This window comes from Halomonas sp. IOP_14 (assembly GCF_021021315.1).
GTDB lineage: Bacteria > Pseudomonadota > Gammaproteobacteria > Pseudomonadales > Halomonadaceae > Vreelandella > Vreelandella titanicae.
The window spans coordinates 1-19,750 of sequence record NZ_JAINWD010000005.1 but is presented as its reverse complement, the minus strand read 5'-3'; the positions used below and the strand labels follow the sequence as shown (position 1 = coordinate 19,750).

Here is a 19,750-nt window from a genome sequence, read left to right as displayed (position 1 = left end):
GCGGAAGCAGCGCGAAGCGGTGCCGGAGTTTTCGCCATCACTCCCAATCCATTTCGGCGACATCGGGAGCTTGTTGGGTGCCCCAGTCGGGGGTGTACCAGCCTTTTTGTACGCATTGTTGAAAGCTTGACCATTCCCAGTCGCGGGGCGCTCTAGACCAGCCGTGTTTGACGGGGTTGTAATGGATGTAATCCATATGGCGTTGCCAGTCGTTTTCATCACGAATGACGTGTTCCCAGAAGCCGCGCTGCCAGGCGTTATGGGTACCGGGCGGGAAGAAGAATTCCTGTGAGGCGTATTTTTTGATATCCCGCCAGCGTGAGGAGTAGTCCGCGTCGCCTTCAGGCAGTCTCCAGAGGCAGTGGAGGTGGTCGGGGAGAAGTACGAACGCATCCATTACGAAGGGGCGCTCTTCTCGAACTGTGCGGAAGGCACGACCAAGGGCTTCAATATTGAGACGATCCGCCAACAGGGGTTGTCGTGCGTAGGTGACGACTGTAAAAAAGTAGCAGCCGCCAGGAACATGCGCGCGTCGATAGGTTGCCACCCGTGCCTCCATGCAAAATAATTGGGTTATGAAGGCCCATTGTAGCGCATTGTTATTGGCTGTGTGGGGAGCTACGACTTGCTTAAAGTAGCGAGTGGTACTTCAAGGTGCTGTGGCCGGTTGAGCACGTTGAGCAGGACGATGGCGCGCTCTTCGCCTTTAAGGCGGGTGAAGATGGCTTCCAGGTCTTTGAAGGGGCCGTCGGTGATGGTGACTTTCTCGCCAGCGCTGAAGTAGGTGTGAATCCCTTCCTTGCTGTGCGGCTGAGCGCGTAGGGTCTCGACAAGCTGTGAGGGCACGGCGACGGGCCTGTCACCGAAGGTCAGCAGGCGTAGCACCCCGCGAGTAGAGCGAATCGGACGCCAGTTGCTGACCAACTGATCCAAACAGATAAACAGGTAGTAGGGGAAGAGCGGCTCGGTCACCGTGGTGAGCTTTCCCTGGCGCTTGCGTTGGCTCTTCAGGACAGGGTGAAATACCTCATAACCTTGGTTGGCGAGGTGTTCGGCAGCGCGAAATGATTCGCCCCCTTTGCACTGAATAACGTACCAGGCGGGCGTTGCTGCGCCCTCCTGGTCATTGTAAACATCCATGCCATCATCCTTGCGTCTGGAAAAGCGTTACAAAATTATGGCAGCAGCGCGGTGAGTGCATCAAGCGTTTGGTCAATGTGCGCCTGGGTATGCTCACAGGAGAGAAAGAAGCGCAGCCGTGCGCTTTTTTCGGGTACCGCTGGGTGCAGAATCGGCTGTACGTTGATGTGCTGTTCTAACAATGCGTTAGAAAGCCGGGCAGCCGCCGCGGAGCTGCCAATAATCACCGGTACGACCGCGGCACCGATGCTTTTGCCGGTATCCAAGCCGCGGGCAGTGGCCTGTTCAAGAAAGTAGCGCGAAACAGCATGCAGGCGCTGAACCCGTTCGGGTTCTTGCTGCATCAGCTGCAGCGCGGCTAGCGAGGGGGCGGCGACTTGGGCGGGCATGCCCACGCTGTAGAGAAAGCCGGGGGCCAGGTAGCGTAGTGTTTCCACCAGCGGCTTGCTGCCTGCGATATAGCCGCCGCAGCCTGCCATGGTTTTGCTCATGGTGCCCATCCAGATATCCACGTCGCGCGGGTCGATATCGAAATACTCGCGCAGCCCCAGGCCGGTGTCGCCCATGACCCCAAAGGAGTGGGCTTCATCGACCATCAGCCAGGCTTGATAGCGTTGCTTCAGTTCGATAAAACGCGGCAGCTCAGGGATGTCGCCATCCATGCTGTAGAGCCCTTCGATTACCACCAGCACGCGTTCAAACTGATGCCGATGCCGGGCCAGCAGTGCTTCCAGCGCGCCGGTGTCGTTATGGCTAAACGACATGCGCTTGGCGCCGGAAAGCTGCGCGCCAACCAACGAGCTGTTATGGATATACTCGTCGTGGAGCACTAAATCTTTAGGGCCCAGCAGGTGTCCCAGCGTGGAGACATTGGTGGCGTGACCGCTCACAAATACCACTGCATCTTCAACGTCGTAGGCAGTGGCCAGGGCCTGCTCCAGCTCTTGGTGGATAGGCCGTTCGCCGGAGACCACGCGGCTGGCGGAAACCGAGGTGCCGTAACGCGCCACGGCATCGCAGGCGGCTTGATTAATGCGCGGGTCGCCTGAGAAGCCGAGGTAGTTGTAGCTGGCAAAGTTGATGCAGGTCTGCCCATTGATCACGCTGGTCGCCCCGGCGGTGCCTTCGTGGACCTTGAAGAATGGGTCGACCAGGCCCAGCTGATCGGCGGCCTGGCGCATCATGGCGATTTGCTGATAGCCCGGCTGGGCATCAAAGCGCGTGAAGCGCTCGGGCACCGTGCGTTGTTCTCCGCCTTGCCCATTGGAAGAGGGCGTGGCGCTGGCAGCACGCGGCGTAGTACGCCGGCGTGCTTGTTCCAACAATTGCTGTTTCAGTTCAGAGCGCTTGGCGGTCATGGAGTCTCAGTCGCGGGTGATGAGGAAGCGGACGTAGGCTCAGTGGTGAACCCTTCAGGGCCTAAATCTTCAGTGCCATGTTGTGCGGCCAGTGAGGCTATCGCATCTTGCGGAGCGTCTTCAACATCGTCGTGCTGATGCATTTTCTGAATCAGCACGCCCGCCAGTTTGTCGAGTGTCGATGCTTCACTGAGCACCATCACTGACACCTGAACGCCCAAGCGGTTCTCGATAGCGGTCATTAGCTCAACGCCCATCAGGGAGTCGAAGCCCATATCGTAGACCGAGCGGTGAATATCGAGCTTCTCTTCATCAATCAGCAGAATGCTGGCCAGCTCGGCGCGCAGTAGATCGGTGACCGTGCTGTGCAGCTCCTCGGGTGAGAGGTCGGCGAGCAGGGCGCTGATGTCATCATCTGCATCCGCGCTGCCGTCGTCGTCGCTGGCGCGGGCAATTTCGTTAAAACGCGGCGCTTCGGCAGTGGGTAGGAAGCGAGCAAGCGCACCCCACTCTAGTTCCAGCACACCTAGGCTTGGTCCAGGGGCCAGCAACATTTGTTCGAGCACTTTTAGTGCATCATCGGAGCGCAAGGCGGAGCCGCCCAGGCGCTCTTGTAGCGCATCACGGGTGCGGGTGTTACGAGCCAGGAAGCCGACATCCTCAATGGCGCCCCAGCGTACGCAGGTGGCTGGTAAACCCGCGGCACGGCGATTGGCGGCGAACGCCTCCAGCCAGTGGTTGGCGGCCACGTAGTTGGCCTGGCCGGGGTTGCCGAACAGGGTGGTGGCCGATGAGTAGAGCACGAAGAACTCCAGTTCCGCCTCGCGGGTGAGTGCGTCCAGGTGGCGGGCGCCATCGATTTTGGGCGCTAACACTTTCTGAATGCGCTCGGCATCCAGGTTGCGAATCAAACCGTCGTCGATCACCGTGGCGGCGTGCACAATGCCCCGCAGCGGTGCTAGTTCACCCTTGGCGCGCTCCAGCACATCGGCCAGCGCAGTGCGGTCGGTAATATCGCAGGCGGCGGCGAGTACCGTAACGCCTTGCTGTTCAAACGACGCAATGGCTGCCTGAGCCTCTTCACTGGTGGGGCCGCTGCGGCTGAGTAGGATCAACTGCCGCGCGCCTTTCTCTACCAGCCACTGAGCAGTTCTTAACCCAAAGCCACCCAGGCCGCCGGTGACCAGGTAGCTGGCATCTGCGGAAAGCTGCATCGCTGCCGTGCCCAACACCTCGTTCTTGGGTGGCGCTATGGGTTGTTCATAGGTCACTACCACTTTGCCGATCTGGCGCGCCTGCTGCATGTAGCGGAAGGCGTCGATTACCTGGGTGTGGCTAAACGAGGTAAACGGCAGCGGGCTTAAGGTACCGTCGTTAAATAGCGCCATCATCTCGCCAAACAGGCGTTGTGTCAGCGCAGGCTGCACCTTCATTAGCTGGTCGGAGTCGATACCGAAGTAGCTGAGGTTATTGCGGAACGGGCGCAGGCCAATATGAGTGTTTTCGTAGAAATCGCGTTTGCCCAGCTCCAGGAAGCGGCCGAACGGGCGCAGGGCGCGCAGGTTCTGGTTGATCGCTTCCCCGGCCAGGGAGTTTAGCACCACATCCACGCCTTCGCCCTGGGTGTCTTCCAGGATTTCTTCGGCGAAGGTGAGTGAGCGCGAGTCATAGAGTCGCTCGATGCCCATCAGACGCAGGAAGTCGCGCTTCTCTTCGGAGCCCACCGTGGCGTAAATTTCCGCTCCCAGCCACTGGGCGATTTGCAGCGCTGCAATGCCCACGCCGCCCGCGGCGCCGTGAATCAGGATTTTTTCGCCAGGTTCGACTCGCGCCAGATGCTTGAGCGCGTAGTAGACCGTGAAGAAGGTCGTCGGAATCGTCGCCGCGGCGGCAAAGCTAATGCCTTCCGGCAGTGCTGCAACGGCGTGCTGGTTGGCAATGACCTTGTCGCTAAAGCTGGCAGGGCCGAAGCCGACCACGGCTTGCCCCGGCGCCACGTGGGTGACGTTGCTGCCCACGGCCTTGACCACGCCTGAAAACTCAAGGCCGAGGGTGGGGCCGGCGAAGCCGTTCTCTATCGCTTCATCGGAGAGCAAACCCAGGGTGTACATCACATCGCGGAAGTTAAGCCCGGTGGCCTTAACACTAATTTCCACCTCGTCGGCACTGACTTGTGGCAACGGGCGCGGGCGCCAGGTTAATTGGCGCAGCTGGCCGGGCATGGCAAAGCCCAGTGACATCGCCTGATGCGGCTGCTTAGTCTGCTCATTAGTTTGCCCTTCCGCAGCTGGGTGCGGCGCGGGCAGGGTGCGCAGCCTCGTCGCAAAGCGATGGCCCTGGTTATCGATCAGCGCTTCGTTTTCGCTATCTGGTTGAGTCAGTAGGGTGGCCCAGGCGTGTAACGCAGGCTCGCTGACCGCTGCAGGTATATCCAGTAGATAGACGCTATGGCCGACGGCTTCGTTGGCTAGCGAGCGGCCAAAACCCCACAGCACGGCATCGCCAGGGGCGTCTGTCGCGCTGGCGGGTGACGTTGTCTGCCATAGAGCGCTTACCCCGTTGGTCACCAACCACAAAGAGGCAGCAAACGAGTGCTGCTCTAAGGCTAGCGTCCACTGCAAAGCGTGATTACAGCGGGCGGTTTGCGCTTCAGTGCTATTCGCGCCCAAACCACGCAGGTCAATCACATTGAGGGTTAGCTCGCCCTGATTATCAGGTGCGGCTTGGGCCATTTCAGGTTGAGCCAATGCAGGTTGAGACAGTGCATGAGCCAGCAGCTCAGCAGGTGCACTCTGACTAACGCTGAGCAGCGCGGAAGCGCCTTGCGATTGCAGTGCCTCGACCAGATTGGCCGCCAGCGCTTCACTGTTGTGGTCGGCGACCACCAAGTGACGCCGTTGGGCCGTATTGGACTCGTTGTCTGCCGCTGCTAACGGGTAGTGGGCGTGGAGCAGGTAGGCGCCGCTGTCGCTCTCTTCCAGCGCCATCGGCGCGGAGACCACAAAGCCCTGGTCGTTTAGCCAGCTAATGAGCGTATCTTGCTCCAAGGCGGTTTGATCGATGCCGGGCGTGGCCAGCAGATCATCCAGCCAGCGACTTGGGGCGATACCAATCAGCATGACCTGGGCGCCAGGGGCGAGTTGCTCAGGTAATGCTTCGATTAACTGACGCGTGGCGGCCGGGTGGGTGATATCCACGCTTACAAACGCCAATTGAGCCTTTTCAACACCGATGGGGGCGGTTAGCGCAGCAACCTCGTTTTGGCCAAGGTGCTGCATATCCATCAGCGGGAAACGCTCTTGCAGCTGTTCTGCCTGATGGCGCGTGCTGTCGAGGGTGGTGATCACGCGGTAATGGGTAAGGTCGTGATACAGCGCTTGAGCGCTGCGTTCCAGTAGGCGTTCGCCCAACGCTGGCGCGCTGGGGCCTGCTTCGAGCAGTTGCAAACGCTGCCCGGCGGGGAGCTCTGCGATTAGCGCATCTATTAACTCGGCTAACTCGCCTGCCAACGCTTGCCAGCCGCTTTCGCCCACTAACACACGGTTTAATCGCGCCAAGTGGTCGTGGCTAATGCCCAGGGTTTCCAGGTCACTTGTGCCGCTACGCAGCGCCTGTTGGTGAAGCCCTAATCGGCCCACCAGGTGAATGGGCGCAAAGTAGTCGGGGTAGTCTTGCACCAGCAGTTGCCAGATAACGTCCGGCGAGTGCTGTGCTTCTTCGCTATCGACGCCGAGACCCTGCTGAGCAAAGGCTTCGCTAAGGCTATCGAGCAGAGGGGCGACTTCGTTGCCGTAACGCTGGCCGGTGCTTTCGCCGTAAACATTGGCAATATCTGCAAGGCGAGCAAGCGCATCGGCAGGTAGTGCCAGCGGTTCTGCGTGTAGCGGCGCCGGCGTCAGTTCAACATCCAAATAGCTGAAGTGCTGATGATGGGCGCGGTTGAGTCGAATCGCTTTGAAGCGGGTTTTGCTCAGTACTGCAACGGCGTTACCGGCGGCGTCATACAGCTCGAAATCGGCGGTAAAGGAGTGCGGTGCGCGCTTACCCATCACGGCGCGGGCGATAACCGGCACGCCTGCCTGGGCATTCACTTGAATACGTTCCACGCGAACCGGCACAAAGGCGAGCTGGGTGGCAAACTCACTATGTTGCGCGAGCAGTGGGATAAACATCTGGAAGGCGCTATCCAGAATGCCGGGGTGCACGTGCAATGTGCTGAGCTGCGCCTGGACTTCATCCGACAGGGCTATTTCACCAATCACTGCATCGCCGTCAATCCAGCCCCTGGAGATAGCCTGAAAGGCAGGGCCATAGTGAAGGCCAATACGCTCAGCCATCTGCAGGTGATCTTCCAGCGTGTAGTCCGGGGCACGAGTAGGCATCACCGGCGCTGTGCGGTTGAGCAGGAAACCACGGCTTTCACGCATGGTGCGGGCCACGGCATTCAACTGCCACTCTACCCCGGTGGCAGGTTCGCGGGAGTGGATCTCCAGGCGGCCATCTTCCGGTAGGTAGCTAAGCCGCATGGTGCGGCCATAGGGGCCGTCCAGCAGCAGCGGGGCACGGATTTCCAACTCTTCGATATCCAGCAACGGGCTGTCTTTTAGCTGCAGCGCCGCCGCCAGCGTCAGTTCCACAAAACCGGCACCGGGGAACACCGCGCCTTCGCCCACCACATGGTCGGCCAACCAGGGCTGGCGTTGGGTGTCGAGCTGGCTCTCCCAGGTGTGTTCGTGCTGCGCTAACGGGTAGCCCAGCAGTGGGTGCTGATAATAGCGTGACAGCAGGCCTTGGCCGTCATTGGTGCCGTGTACCCAATGGTGGCTGCGCTGCCAGGCATAGCGCGGTAGCGGCACACGCTGACCGACCACCGGGAAGTGTCGGCTAGTCAGGTTAAGACCACTCAGCAGTAGTTGGCTTAGGCTACGTTGCAAACCTTCAAGGCCGGGCTTGTGGCGCTCAATGGTGCCGAATACCAACCCTGGTCGCTCCAGTTGGCGCAGTGACTCATTGAGGTAGCGGCGTAGAATGGGGTGGGCGCCAATCTCTACAAAGACGTTAGTGCCTTGTTCGATCAGCGCGATAGCGACGGCTTCAAACAGCACCGGCTCACGAATGTTTTTCCACCAGTAGGTGGCATCCAGCTCAAGCCCGTCACTCAGCTTACCGGTAACGGTGGAGTAGTAGGGAATCTGCGTGGCACTCGGGGTAATATCGGCCAGCGCGTCAATGACCCCAGCTTGGATGCTGTCCATCGCGGGGCTGTGGAAGGCGTAGTCCAGGGGCAGGCGTTTGGCAAAAACATCCTGCTCGCCTAGGGCGGCTTCCAAAGCGCTTAGCTGTTGGCTATCTCCCGCCAGCGTAATGCCTTTCGGGCTGTTAATACCTGCCAGGCATACCTGATTGAACTCGGGCTTTTCTAGCCACGCGGCGATGTCGTCAGCGCTCATGGCCACCGCGGTCATTTCGCCAAGGCCACGGGTTTTACCCTGGTAGTCGCTGCGGTAGTAAATCACTTTGACCGCATCTTCCAGACTCAACGCACCGCAGGCCCAGGCGGCGGCCACTTCACCTACGCTGTGACCGAATACTGCCGTGGGCGTAATGCCTTGGTCGTGCAGCCACTCAGTTAATGCCACCTGCAGTGCAAACAGCGCTGGCTGGGCGATTTCAGTTAGCGGGAAACGGTTCTCCCCATTGCGGCCTTCCAGTTCGGCGCGTAACGAGAAATCCCCGTGCTGCTGAAAGAGTGCGTCGACTCGATCAATCGCCGCGGCGAAAACCGGCGAATCGCTGAGCAGATCGTGCCCCATGGTTTCCCACTGGCAGCCGTTGCCATCATAAACAAACACTGGGCCTACTGCGTCGGGCAAGCGCTCGAGTGTGGTAACGCTGTTGGTTTCACCCGCGGCAAACTCGCTGAGTTGCGTGGCGGCTTCTTCAGCCGTTTGTGCAAACAGCAGTGCGCCATGGCTATGCCGGTCACGGTGGTGGAACAGCGTATAAGCGATGTCATACAGGCTGATGTCGCTACTTTCGCGTAAGTCGTTCTCGCGCAGGTAGTTGGCGAGCGTTTCGGCGCTTTGGCTGAGCGCGGCTTCACTGCGGGCGCTAAGGTGAATCGGTAGCGGTGAGTCTGGCGCCTGCGTTTCAGGTTTGACCCGTTCAGGCGGGCTTTCCAAAATAACGTGGGCGTTGGCCCCGCCAAACCCAAAGGAGTTCACGCCGATAACCAGACGGCCTTGTTTTTTCAGCGGCTGGCCTTTGGTGACCACTGAGATGTTCCACTCATCAAACTTAATGCGCGGATTGAGTTTGCGGATGCCAATCGTGGCCGGGACTTCGCGGTGCTGAATGCTGTAGAGCGCCTTGGCCAGACCCGCTACGCCGGAAGCGGTTTCCAGGTGGCCCAGGTTGCTCTTTACCGAGCCAATCAGCAGCGGCGTTTTGCGCTGCTGGCCGAGTGCTTCACCAATCGCACGGGTTTCAATCGGGTCGCCAACGGCGGTGCCGGTGCCGTGGGCTTCCAGGTAGTCGATTTCATCCGGCGAGATGCCCGCCTGTTCATAGGCGCGCTTCATTAGATCAATTTGGGCGCTTGGGTTAGGCACCGTTAGGCCAGATTTGTGACCGTCTGTGTTCACCGCGGAGCCTGCTACTACGGCAATAATATTGTCGCCGTCGGCTACCGCTTGGTCGTAATCCTTAAGCAGGAAAATGCCACCGCCTTCCGAGCGCACATAGCCGTTACCCGCTTCATCGAATACCTGACAGCGGCCAGTGGGTGAAAGCATGCTGGCTTTAGAGAAGATGATAAAGCCATAGGGGTGCAGGTGCAGGCTGATGCCGCCCGCCAGCGCCATACTGGTTTCGCCACTGCGAATCGATTGGCAGGCCTGGTGAAAGGCCACCATGGAGGACGAGCAGGCAGTATCCAGCGACATGCTGGGGCCGTGCAGGTCAAACACGTAAGACAATCGATTCGAGGCGATGCTGGAGGTGTTGCCAGTAGCGGTGGAGGCATCAATCGCTGCCATATCGTCCGCGATGCGATAAGAGTAGTCGAGGCTGGCCACGCCCAAAAATACCCCGCACTGGCTGCCGCGCAGGGAGCTGGGCAGAATGCTGGCATCTTCCATGGCTTCCCAGGCGAGCTCTAGAAGCATGCGCTGCTGAGGATCCATATTGGCCGCTTCACGAGGCGAAATACCAAAAAACTCAGCGTCAAACCCGCTGATATCGCCCAGGCTACCGGCGGCAAAGGTCACGCTGGTACCCGGGTGGCGCTTATCCGGGTGCATAAAAACGTCGTGGCTCCAGCGGTCAGCGGCCACTTCAGTCACTAAATCTTTTTCGGCTTGCAGATCCTGCCAGAACGTTTCAGGGGTGGTGCCGGGGAAACGATGGGCGGCGCCGATGATGGCAACGCGTTTAGTCATTCTTGCTCCTGAGGTTCTGGTTCTACCTTGATCACATCGCTACTTATATCGTGTCCAAACACCTGTTTGAATAACTGGACACCAAGTTCGTTTGCGGCTAGCTCAAATGGCTCGTAAGCGTTTGCTGCCCCTACCCCTGCTGTTACCCAACTCTCTGTTGACCATACCATGTAGGGAGTGCGGCCATCAGGCGGCGTGAAGTGTGCATACGCCTCAGGAAGAATGGGAACATGATCCCCATACCAGCCTAGCAGGCCCGGTCGCTTTGCAGTATTCAGCGAATTTTTAACGCTTACCAACATCTTGTCGGATTCACTCAAATGCTGCAAATAGACCGCTAAGTCACGCAGATGATCGGGTAACGGCCAAGGAGCGCCGGGCAGCGTATCGGCTAACGTTGCTTGGTTCGGTGCTTCTAAATGTAGCGGGCCGTGATTTTCCATGGTGATAACAAATACAAATAGCGGTCTATTATCGTCATCTTCAAGCAGCCGTCCAATTTTTCGTGCCACTGCCTGGTCACTAACGTATTGACCGTTTTTGTCGCTGCTCTGGAAGGCATTGATATCTATAAAGTGGTCAAAGCCTAATTGGGGGATCACCTTGTGACGAAAATAGAAGCTCGCCAGGTACGGATGCACACAAACCGTGCGATAGCCTGCCGCTTTTAGCGCGCTCGCTAAACTGGGCATTGGATGGCGGGCAAGCGTGCGGTAAGGGTTGAACTGGCGAATGCCCCAGTGGTCGGGTGCAATGCCCGTTAATACCGCGCACTCGGTACGCACTGTATTGGCACCCCAGGCGGGCACGTTTAATGCGCCATGCAGGGTGGCGTTTGCGCGAGTGATGTCGAAATGGTGAAGCAGGCTGGCATCGACCTCTTCACACCAGGGCCGAGGGTCGAAAAACGATTCACTCTGCACCAGCACCACGTTGGGCAGTGGCTGTTTGCCCTGATGCGCGCTCGCTACCGGTGTTAAAGCGTGGAAGGGCGATTGCTCTGGCGTCGGAACGGGAGCGCGCATTAGCGCCACGCCGTAGGACCATAGGCTAGCGAAAAGCCCTAAACGGTGCATGTCGTCTATGGGCTGTAAGACGATGGCGGGCAGCCTGCGGACACTAACAGCAAGCAGCAGCGAGCCCAAGGCTATTAATCCCAGCGCATTGGTTAGAAAGCGGTTGGCGCCCTCGCTAGTGACCAGCGACCCTTCCCAGTAAAAGAATCCACCAATTGCCACTACGGCGGCGCTGCTGGCGGCAATCGCCAAACCTACGCCGAAAAAGGGCACGTAAAGGCGCGGGTGCAGGATAGCGTCCCAGAAGTATTCAAAGTCATGGCAGATAAACGGCTCGTTGAGCGTATGCGATTTGGCGTTGCTCGACTGTACTACGACTAGTTGCAGCGAGAGACACACCATCACCGCAAACCAGGGGCGCTGGAGTAACAATACCAGCAGCCCGAAAAGTAGAAGCCATGAGCCAAGGTGGACACTATTGGCCGCTGCTCCACGCTGCCAAAATGGGCGCGGCCGAGGGCTAAGCAGGGCTTCAAACAGACCACTGATCAATAGCCCCACGAGTAGCGGCCATATCAGCGCGCTAATCATGGGGTGTGTCTCCTGAGTGGTTGAAGCCCAGTCGCTCGATCAACCATTGCGAAACCCCTGCGGGCAGTACCGCCAGCCACCAGGTGCCAAAATTAAGTGGGAAGGGGAAGCTGATGCGCGCACGGTTTGCGGCGATACCGCGTTTAATGACCTTGGCCGCGCGCTCGGGCGGCCACTCCCAGGGTTTGGGGCCGGGCATGGCCTCGCACATCGGTGAGGTAACATAGCCGGGCATGACCACTGTGACGCCGATACCGTGAGGCGCGAGTAGCCCGCGCAGCCCTTCGCCATAGGCTTTGATGCCTGCTTTGCTGGCGCTATAGCTGGGGGTGGTCGGTAAACCGTGCCATGCGGCAAGCGAGCTGATCAGCACCAATTGACCGCTGCCGCGGGTCTGCATGGCTGGCACTAGGTGTTGCACCATGGCGATGGGGGTTTTCAGGTTGATATCCAACAGCGCCTGCACGTCTGCCCAGGGCTCTAAGATATCAGGCCCTTGGGGGTGGGTGTTTTTGCCCGCATTGGCAATCAAAATGTCCGGTACCTGTTGGGCGCAGACTTCGGCTAGCCAGCTTTTCAGGGCGTGGTCATCGGTTAGATTGATGGTTGAGAGAGTGACCTGGGCACCTTTTTGGCGGCAAGTGGTGGCAAGCGCCTCTAGCTTCTCCTGCTGGCGTCCGTGCAATACTAGGTGGGTGCTGGGATCGGCATAGGCGTTTGCCAAGGCGCCCCCAATCGCGCCGGTGGCGCCAGTGATCAGCACGCAGCGTGAGTGTAGAGATGGGCTCTCAGCCTCTTTTGCAGCTTCTTTCACAACAACGTTCACAGAAGCTTCTCCAACGGCGATGGGCAGGCTTCGAGTATGCGGGCGGCGTTATCCACGGCTAAATCGATACCGGGCTGGCAGTAGTAGCCACCGTTAACTTGAACGGCATGCATCACGGTCTTTTGAAAATAACCAAATAGCTCGCTGTTAGGCGGCTGCGGCTGCTGCCAAAAATCCGCTAAGCCACCTTGATAGGTTAGCCCATCCAGATTATAGATCGGGTCGCTAAGCGCGTAGGTGGGGCAGTTCTTCTCCAGTGAAACGATGCCCACGGTGCTGTTAACGGTGACATTGCCCTTGGCGTGTTTGAGCAGGGCGTTGAGATCCCCAGACTCTAGATAGACGATGCGCCCTTGCAGACCATGGCGTTCGGCAAGCTGCTTGATGATCTTGGGGTAATTGACCAAGCCCATATCCAAAGGATGGTTCTTAATACACAGCTGAGAATCGCTGGGCGCGTGCTTGGCGAACGAAGCCATCACATCGTCCATCACTTCCTGCATATTGGCGTAGGGAGAGTGATCGCGAATTTGCGCATCGCTATTTAGCTGCAGCGGCAGCATAAAGTAGGGGCGGCCACTTTCGATCAACGCTTTGATGCGTTCGGCATCGCGTTTTTTCCAAGCGGCTTTTAACTGAGCAAAGCGCTTCAGGTAGCCCGCGTACTCGACCGGCGCGGTGATCGGCGCGTGATTGCGGTAGTGCGGCGCAACCAGCGGATTGGCTAGCCCGGCCAAGTGGTAACCCACATCGTGCATGGCGCGAATTTTAAACGAGGAGCGAAAACGCACAGGGGCGGGTAGTTCGGGCAGTGCTTTGCCGGTTTCATAAAACCAACTTGGGTCACGGGGCAGTAGCGAGTGGCCGTTAACGCCTTCGCGCTCCAGTGTGATCCAGAACGGGCGAAAGTAGCCCTCTTCAAATACGTGGGTGCGTATACCGGCCGCGGCGGCGTTATCCACTGCTGGGCGATGAATCGGGCGACGATCACCAAATACTACTTGGTCGGTGATCGCGTACCGCTGCCAGAGTGACTTGATATAGCCAGGTAGTTCAGCGGTAGGGCCACGAAACAGATGGCTTTGGCCGTGGGTGCGCTGCCAGTAGGCGATATCGCCCGCATTGAAGTTGACCTTAACGACACGGTGCCCATCGTTCACCAGGCGCTTGGCTAAGCGCTGGTAAAAAGGTGAGCAAACGCCCTGCAAAAATAAGAATGCACGCTTCTGATGCTTCAACTCAATGCCTTCCGATCAACAAATTACGATAACAGCGGTAGAGATGCTGTTTCCATGTAAGGGTGTTTTTGTGTGCTCTTGCCTGTTCCAACAGGCTGACGACGGTTTCAGCATTGCATAGCTGGCGAGTCGTTGGGTCTACATAGCCGGGATAGAGAATCAGGGTGCCGGCGACCAAGGCATCCAGCGAGAGTGAACGCGTACGGCGTGGGCAGCTAAGCGCATCCTGAGTTAAGCCCCAGCCAGCATAAAACGGTAGGCCGTAGGTGCTGACTTCTCGTTTGCGCAAAAGTGCTTCAAAGCCGGTTAAAGAGCTCATCGTATGCACTGCATCGACGCGCTCTAAAAGGGTTGCGATGTCGATATCGCTGGCGTCTAGATCATACAGGCGTTTGGCATCGGTATCGAGTGCTCCGACACGCGCACCGCTCAATACATCGGGATGGGCTTTATAGACAATAAAGGCATCTGGATGTGCTTCCCGCACTGCCCTTAACAGCCCGCTATTGGTGTTAATGTGTGGCGAGCCGGTGGCAATCGAGGCGTCGCTCTCTACTTGGCCAGGCACCAGTATGGTGTAACGCCCTTTGGGCAGTTCGATCCCCGACTTTCCACGTACGTTGTACTTGGAGAGTTTGAGCGCCACTAATCGCTTACGTAACTGCAGCGCACGTTGCAGCAGGTCGTCGCTAAAGGGGGCGCTATTGAGCAGCGTCTCTAAATCACTGGGTTGGCTGGGGTCGTAGTAGATACCCTGTGAATCAATCACCAGCGACAACGGCTGAGTAAGATCGACTCCCAGCCCCACTGAACGAATGAACCCATCTTCCATGCGCCATAGCTTCTCCATGTGTTGGGCGTGCTGGCATTTAAAGTCTGCATCAATACGGCTTGACCATACCAGCAGCCGTTCATCGGGCTGCTCGCTCTCGGGAAGCTTCGCTTGATAGTTCACGCGTGCGAAGGCGCCTAGAAAGTCGCCAATAAAGCGACGCTTCCAAGTAGAGAACCCGCATGCTCGCCAGCTTCCCCGATAGCGCTCCTGCTGGCGCCTTTGATCGGCGATCAAGGCAATGGTCTCTTCCAGCGTGGCAGGCTGCTGAGTGTAAGGGTTAGCGTAGCGGCAATAGCGTAAATAGGCGGCGGCAAAGACCTCAACTAAGGTGCGCTTTACACGACGGCGGTGGCAGGGCAGTTGATCATGGGTAAGCCCCCAACCTGCATAAAACGGAATACCAAAGCAGTGCACCTGCTTTCCGGCCAGCAGTGCTTCAAAGCCGAGCTGGCTGGTCACGACGTAAACGTGGTCAATCTGGTCAAATAGCGCCCAGGGGTTGAGGTCTTCACCGATGACCCTGCAGCGCGGGTGGTCTGCGGCGTTAAGTAGGTGGCCCTGTTTTTTACCCGCGATAACGTCAGGATGGATCTTGACTAATATCTCGGCGTCGGGGTGCTCTGCTAATGCCGCCTCAAGCATCTGGTTGAAGCTACTAGCGCTAGCGCCCCCATAGTGAATTGAAGCATCCCCAGCGGTTTGGTCGACCACTAATACACTCGCCCGGCTGGCATCGTTAATCGGCTGATCGGGGGAGTGGTTATATTTGGAGAGCCGATAGCGAGCGATCAATGCCATGCATCGTTCAGCCTGCTCTAACTCTTCATTGTTGAAACTGGTTGTGTTGAGCCAGTTTTCCAAATCAGAAGGGCGTGAGGCGTCGTAATAAATGCCGGTCTCATCGACTACCAAACTGTGCGGCTGAAAGCCATTTACGCCTAGCCCTAACGAGCGTAAAAAGCCATCTTCTAATGCGATATAGATCAGTTGATGGCGTTGGGCATACTGCCTAGCGCTTACGCTGGTGGGTTTTAATCCCCATCCAATCACTGCCTCGGGCATCTTTTTAAGGGAGCTTATTCGGACGAATTGGTCAAATTCGGGCAGTAGCGCAGGCAAGGTAGCCAGCTTGCGAATACCTGGGGACGTGTAACCTGCCGTTCGTTTCGCCATACATGAGGCCGCTTTGAGGTAACAGGATTAGGGGTAGGCGGGCGAACATACGTTAATTGGAGGGGGTTATCAATTCAGGCGTTGTGAGTACTCACTATTTTTTCGATGCATAGCAACTATTTGCATGATAAAAAAAATTACCTTAAGTTTGATTTATTCAACGCGCATGGTTGTCACTTTTTTGGTAGATTCGCTTACTCTATGTGCCCTTAATACCGTTCTCTAGGATCTGGAATTAAAGTAAAGTATGCATAAAAAGGATAGTCGGTGCGCTTTGCCTGTCTGCTAAAGAATCTATTTTCTTTCAGTTCCTTGAAGGGGCGCCTTTTGCTGGGGCTCTCCTTTACTTTGCTGTTGCTGATCGCGTTGGTGCTGGGTATGGCGTGGCAAGTCGGAAAGACTATGGTGCAAGAGACTAATATGTCGCACTTGCGCTATGAAGCCACTCTACTTGCTGATGAGGTGACCCAACAAATTGAGATGCGCTTCCAAGCATTAGAACGCTTAAGCGAAATGATTGGCACCACAGAGGATGCGAGCTGGATCAGCTATCAACTGCAGCAGAACGATAGCCTACTAGCTTTGTTTGAGGGGATTGTGGTTGCTAACAGTGATGGTGAGGTTATTGCTGATTGGCCTGCAATCGTTGGTCGCGTAGGGCTCGACACCTCTGAGCTTGAGTATTTTCATATGCTTCGTGGTATTCGCCGACCCTATGTTAGCGAGCCCTTTGTCGGTCGTGCGAGCGGTATGCCGATGGTGCTAGTGGGCGTGCCACGATTTACCAAGCAAGGCGAGTTTGACGGTTTTATTGGAGGTGTCCTTAGCTTGGATTCAGGAGGGATATTTAGCCGTTTAGCTAAAGTTCGCTTGGGTGAAAAAGGCTATGCAGGTGTTGCTACTGCCTCGGGTAAAGTCTTATACCATCCTGAAAATTCATTAATTAATGCTTCTGTACCCAGTAAGGCATTGAACCCATGGCTGGATTTGGCGCTGGATGGTTGGGAAGGTGATGCTGTAGGTCGGCTTGTGAGCGGGGAAATGGGGCTGCAATCTTATGCGCAGATTTGGCCTGCTGGTTGGATCGTTGGCCTTTACGTGCCTATTTCCCAAGCACAACTTCCCCTAGCAGATTTTATCAAGCAGCTTTGGTGGACATGGGTTGTGCTTGTTTTACTTATGTTCCCTTTGCTGTGGTGGATGTTGGGACGAGTGCTTACACCGTTGAGGCATTTGGAGAAACAGATTGGCGAGGTGGGTTTAGGGCACCGTGAGAGCGTCAGTTTGGCTACCAAGATGCAAGAGCTACAGCAGGTGGCGAGCACCTTTAACCGAGTGGAAGATGAACGGCAGCTGTTGTTAGGCAATCTTCAAGAGCGCGAGGCGTTTCTTGACTCGGTACTGAATGCCGCGCCGCAGGGTATGTTTGTCGCTAATATGAAAGGTGACATTACTTACATGAACCCTGCGCTACTCGATATGCTGGGTATTCTTCCAGGTTCGCCTATGGAATCTTGGCTTAAGCAGATCCACATGTCTGATCGTGATGGGGCTAAAGACATGTGGCTACATAGCCTGCGCACCGGTAGTGATTTTGTCCGCCAATTGCGTTTTTTGCGCAGTGATAACGAACTTCTTTGGCTAGATATACATGCGCGGGTAGTCACGCTTTCTCAAGATGGCCATACCCTTGGTTTAGTGGGTGTAGTTAAAGATATTACCGAGCGTAGGGAGCAGGAAGCCATTCAGCGCTGGGAAGCTGAACATGACCCGTTAACCGGCCTGTTGAATCGTAGGGGCTTTGAGCGCCGCCTAGAAGAAGCCTTTGCCGATTTCCAAAAAACCAGCACGCCTTCAGCTCTTTTGTTGTTTGATTTGGATCACTTCAAACCCATCAATGATGAAGGTGGCCATGCTCTAGGCGATGAGATGTTGCGCCGCATTGCTCAGGTGGTTGCCTGGGAAGTCCGCCGTAGCGACCATGTGGCGCGCCAAGGGGGAGATGAGTTTGGTGTGCTGCTCCCCAGCTGCACCTTGGCTCAGGCAAGGAGAATCGCTGAATCCCTGCGTCAGTCGGTAGGGGAAATCTCTGTTACCCATGAAGGCAAAGAGTACATGGTTACACTCAGTATTGGCGTTACCACCTTTGATGAAGAGGATTCTAATGTGTCTGACGTTCTGGCACGGGCCGATGCCGGTAGTTACAAAGCCAAAGGGATGGGACGCGATGGGGTAGTTGTCAATATGCCTCACAATAACGATGACGTAATGGCGCTTTTCGATTCGCCCAAATAGTTTCTCATATAAGCACTCTAAGCCTGTGCAGTGGCTTGGCGTGCTTAGCAGTCGACAAAACATGTCCAGCAGTAGAGTATAAGCAGATGCTGAACTTGTCGTTAGAAGCCAGTTTTTAAAATCAAGGCTGACTGAGATACTGTTGTGAACCTACTTGAACTGTTTGCCCGCACGCTGGATGTCACGCTGCCTGTCTTTGCGATGGTGTTTGTAGGCCTGGGCCTTAAGCGCTTGAAATGGATTGATAGTGCCTTCGTCTCGACCGCTTCTGCGCTGGTATTCAAAGCAACACTCCCCACGCTGATCTTCCTTAGTTTGATTAAAGCTGACCTAAGCGTTGCGCTGGACGTTTCGCTGATGCTGTTTTTTGCTGTGGCAACGCTGGGACAGTTTTTATTCAGTTGGGGCTGGGCGCGCTACCGTGTAGCACCTCAGGATCGTGGTATTTACGTTCAAGGCGCGTTTCGCGGCAATTGTGGGATAGTGGGTTTGGCGCTAGCGGCGGGCATGTACGGTAACTATGGCTTGTCAGCGGGCAGTCTTTTGCTGGGCGTGGTCATCGTGATGTATAACGCGCTTTCGGTCATCGTGCTGGCATTTTACCAACCTGGTCAATCCACCGATTGGCGCAGCCTGCTCAAACATGTAGCGAAAAACCCACTCATTATTTCCGTATTTGCAGCATTACCCTTTACCGCGCTGTCGATCCCACTGCCCAGTTGGGTGATTACCTCAGGAAACTATTTTGCCTCGTTAACACTACCGTTGGCGCTGATTTGTATTGGTGCGACGCTCTCCGTGTCGAGCATGCGTGACAGCAGCCAAGTGGCACTTGGCGCTAGCTTGATGAAGATGGTAACACTACCGGTGCTCTCCACCGTGGCGGCCTGGTTGGTGGGCTTTTCCGGCGAACAACTGGGCTTACTGTTTCTGTTCTTTGCCAGCCCCACCGCTGCCGCAAGTTTTGTAATGGTCAAAGCAATAGGCGGCAATGTGGCTCTGGCCGCCAATATCATCGCCATTACCACCCTAATGGCGAGCGTTACCGTTACGCTGGGTGTCTTCGCGCTGCGTTTACTCGGCTGGATATAGAGTTGAATAGCGCAACTCGGTTGGCCCTGCCTAAGCTGACGCGTTATACTACGCGCCCGCAAGTTTGGACGACGTTAGTCCCTGTAGCTCAGTAGGATAGAGCAGCCGCCTCCTAAGCGGCAGGTCGCAGGTTCGACTCCTGCCAGGGACGCCAGCGGGCTATCTTGAGAAGTCCTGAGAAGGCCAAAAAAAGAGTACAATACTCTGAAATACAAGGTTTTTAGCTCCTCTCCATTCCTTCCAAATCCCGCTGCTAAACGGTATACATTCCGGTATATGCCTTCATTCGGAAATACTCGGTATACCTCCATGGTGCTAACTATCCGACAAATAAACGCAACTAAGCCCGGCACGAAAATTATTACCCTCTCAGATGGCATGGGATTAGAACTTAGGATCTCAACCAATGGCAGTCGTGGATGGCGTTTGCGCTACACACGTCCCAATGGCAAGCGCAACATGATCAGCCAGGGTATTTTTATCCCGAGGTGAGCCTTGCTCAAGCGCGAGAGAAGCGGGCAGATAAGATAGCATCCCAAGGTATCGTCCCTGTCGAGCAGAAGCAGGATGATAAACGTAAGCAGCAATATTCCGTTATTTTTGATGCAGTCCTCTATTGGTGCTTTCAGCGGATTCGCCGGGCGTAATGCTTGATAAATAAAAAGTCTACTGTCTCTAGAAGCTTAAAAATTCAGCTAGTTCCGTAGGTTTGCGCAGTTACACGTCAGTATAGCTACAGCCTCATAA

At 56.3% G+C, this 19,750-nt stretch carries 11 protein-coding genes and 1 tRNA gene; 4 read left to right on the top strand and 8 right to left on the bottom strand.

Translation table 11 applies throughout. From position 1 onward, the window contains the following. Positions 1-37: 37 nt before the first annotated feature. From K7H09_RS05840 to K7H09_RS05805, 8 genes are all read right to left on the bottom strand, one after another. Complete coding sequence (locus tag K7H09_RS05840) at positions 38-547, bottom strand: REP-associated tyrosine transposase (RefSeq protein ID WP_039860446.1); 510 nt, start codon at positions 545-547, stop codon at positions 38-40. 71 nt (positions 548-618) lie between these two features. Beyond that, positions 619-1,140 carry a transcription/translation regulatory transformer protein RfaH gene (gene rfaH, locus K7H09_RS05835; RefSeq protein WP_089692020.1) on the bottom strand — a complete coding sequence of 174 codons (522 nt, stop codon included), beginning with the start codon at positions 1,138-1,140 and terminating at the stop codon, positions 619-621. Positions 1,141-1,175: 35 nt separating this feature from the next. After that, positions 1,176-2,498 carry an aminotransferase class I/II-fold pyridoxal phosphate-dependent enzyme gene (locus tag K7H09_RS05830; protein WP_159176536.1) on the bottom strand — a complete coding sequence of 441 codons (1,323 nt, stop codon included), beginning with the start codon at positions 2,496-2,498 and terminating at the stop codon, positions 1,176-1,178. Beyond that, the gene (locus tag K7H09_RS05825) at positions 2,495-9,937 is read right to left on the bottom strand and encodes a type I polyketide synthase (protein WP_230804090.1); all 7,443 of its coding nucleotides are present in this window, start codon (positions 9,935-9,937) and stop codon (positions 2,495-2,497) included. The genes K7H09_RS05830 and K7H09_RS05825 overlap by 4 nt, the downstream gene beginning before the upstream one ends. After that, on the bottom strand, positions 9,934-11,544 hold the full coding sequence (locus K7H09_RS05820; RefSeq protein ID WP_230804089.1) for an LTA synthase family protein: 1,611 nt from the start codon (positions 11,542-11,544) through the stop codon (positions 9,934-9,936). Before K7H09_RS05820 ends, K7H09_RS05825 begins: the two co-directional genes overlap by 4 nt. Beyond that, positions 11,537-12,370 (bottom strand): SDR family NAD(P)-dependent oxidoreductase, encoded by an 834-nt coding sequence (locus K7H09_RS05815; protein WP_230804088.1) that lies wholly within the window; start codon positions 12,368-12,370, stop codon positions 11,537-11,539. Before K7H09_RS05815 ends, K7H09_RS05820 begins: the two co-directional genes overlap by 8 nt. Next, positions 12,367-13,608 carry a capsule biosynthesis protein gene (locus K7H09_RS05810; RefSeq protein ID WP_230804087.1) on the bottom strand — a complete coding sequence of 414 codons (1,242 nt, stop codon included), beginning with the start codon at positions 13,606-13,608 and terminating at the stop codon, positions 12,367-12,369. The genes K7H09_RS05815 and K7H09_RS05810 overlap by 4 nt, the downstream gene beginning before the upstream one ends. A gap of 1 nt (position 13,609) precedes the next feature. After that, a complete protein-coding gene (locus K7H09_RS05805; protein WP_230804085.1) occupies positions 13,610-15,616 on the bottom strand; it encodes a capsular polysaccharide biosynthesis protein in 2,007 nt (668 codons plus the stop codon). Between the two features lie 327 nt (positions 15,617-15,943). Between K7H09_RS05805 and K7H09_RS05800 the strand changes: the two genes are divergently transcribed. The 4 genes from K7H09_RS05800 to K7H09_RS24590 all read left to right on the top strand — a co-directional run bounded on the left by K7H09_RS05800 (position 15,944) and on the right by K7H09_RS24590 (position 19,495). Next, positions 15,944-17,911: a sensor domain-containing diguanylate cyclase gene (locus tag K7H09_RS05800; protein ID WP_138800573.1), complete on the top strand. Its 1,968-nt coding sequence runs from the start codon at positions 15,944-15,946 to the stop codon at positions 17,909-17,911. Between the two features lie 144 nt (positions 17,912-18,055). Beyond that, entirely contained in the window at positions 18,056-19,003 is a 948-nt protein-coding gene (locus K7H09_RS05795) for an AEC family transporter (protein WP_174788128.1), read from the top strand. A gap of 77 nt (positions 19,004-19,080) precedes the next feature. Further along, positions 19,081-19,157, top strand: a tRNA-Arg gene (locus K7H09_RS05790). A gap of 122 nt (positions 19,158-19,279) precedes the next feature. Beyond that, complete coding sequence (locus K7H09_RS24590; protein WP_022524090.1) at positions 19,280-19,495, top strand: Arm DNA-binding domain-containing protein; 216 nt, start codon at positions 19,280-19,282, stop codon at positions 19,493-19,495. Positions 19,496-19,750 lie beyond the last annotated feature (255 nt).

What these genes read in the sequence shown, in the direction of transcription:
- rfaH (WP_089692020.1), bottom strand. Translation starts at nt 1,140, where the DNA reads ATGGATGTTTACAATGACCAGGAGGGCGCAGCAACGCCCGCCTGGTAC.
- K7H09_RS05830 (WP_159176536.1), bottom strand. Translation starts at nt 2,498, where the DNA reads ATGACCGCCAAGCGCTCTGAACTGAAACAGCAATTGTTGGAACAAGCA.
- K7H09_RS05825 (WP_230804090.1), bottom strand. Translation starts at nt 9,937, where the DNA reads ATGACTAAACGCGTTGCCATCATCGGCGCCGCCCATCGTTTCCCCGGC.
- K7H09_RS05820 (WP_230804089.1), bottom strand. Translation starts at nt 11,544, where the DNA reads ATGATTAGCGCGCTGATATGGCCGCTACTCGTGGGGCTATTGATCAGT.
- K7H09_RS05805 (WP_230804085.1), bottom strand. Translation starts at nt 15,616, where the DNA reads ATGGCGAAACGAACGGCAGGTTACACGTCCCCAGGTATTCGCAAGCTG.
- K7H09_RS24590 (WP_022524090.1), top strand. Translation starts at nt 19,280, where the DNA reads ATGCCTTCATTCGGAAATACTCGGTATACCTCCATGGTGCTAACTATC.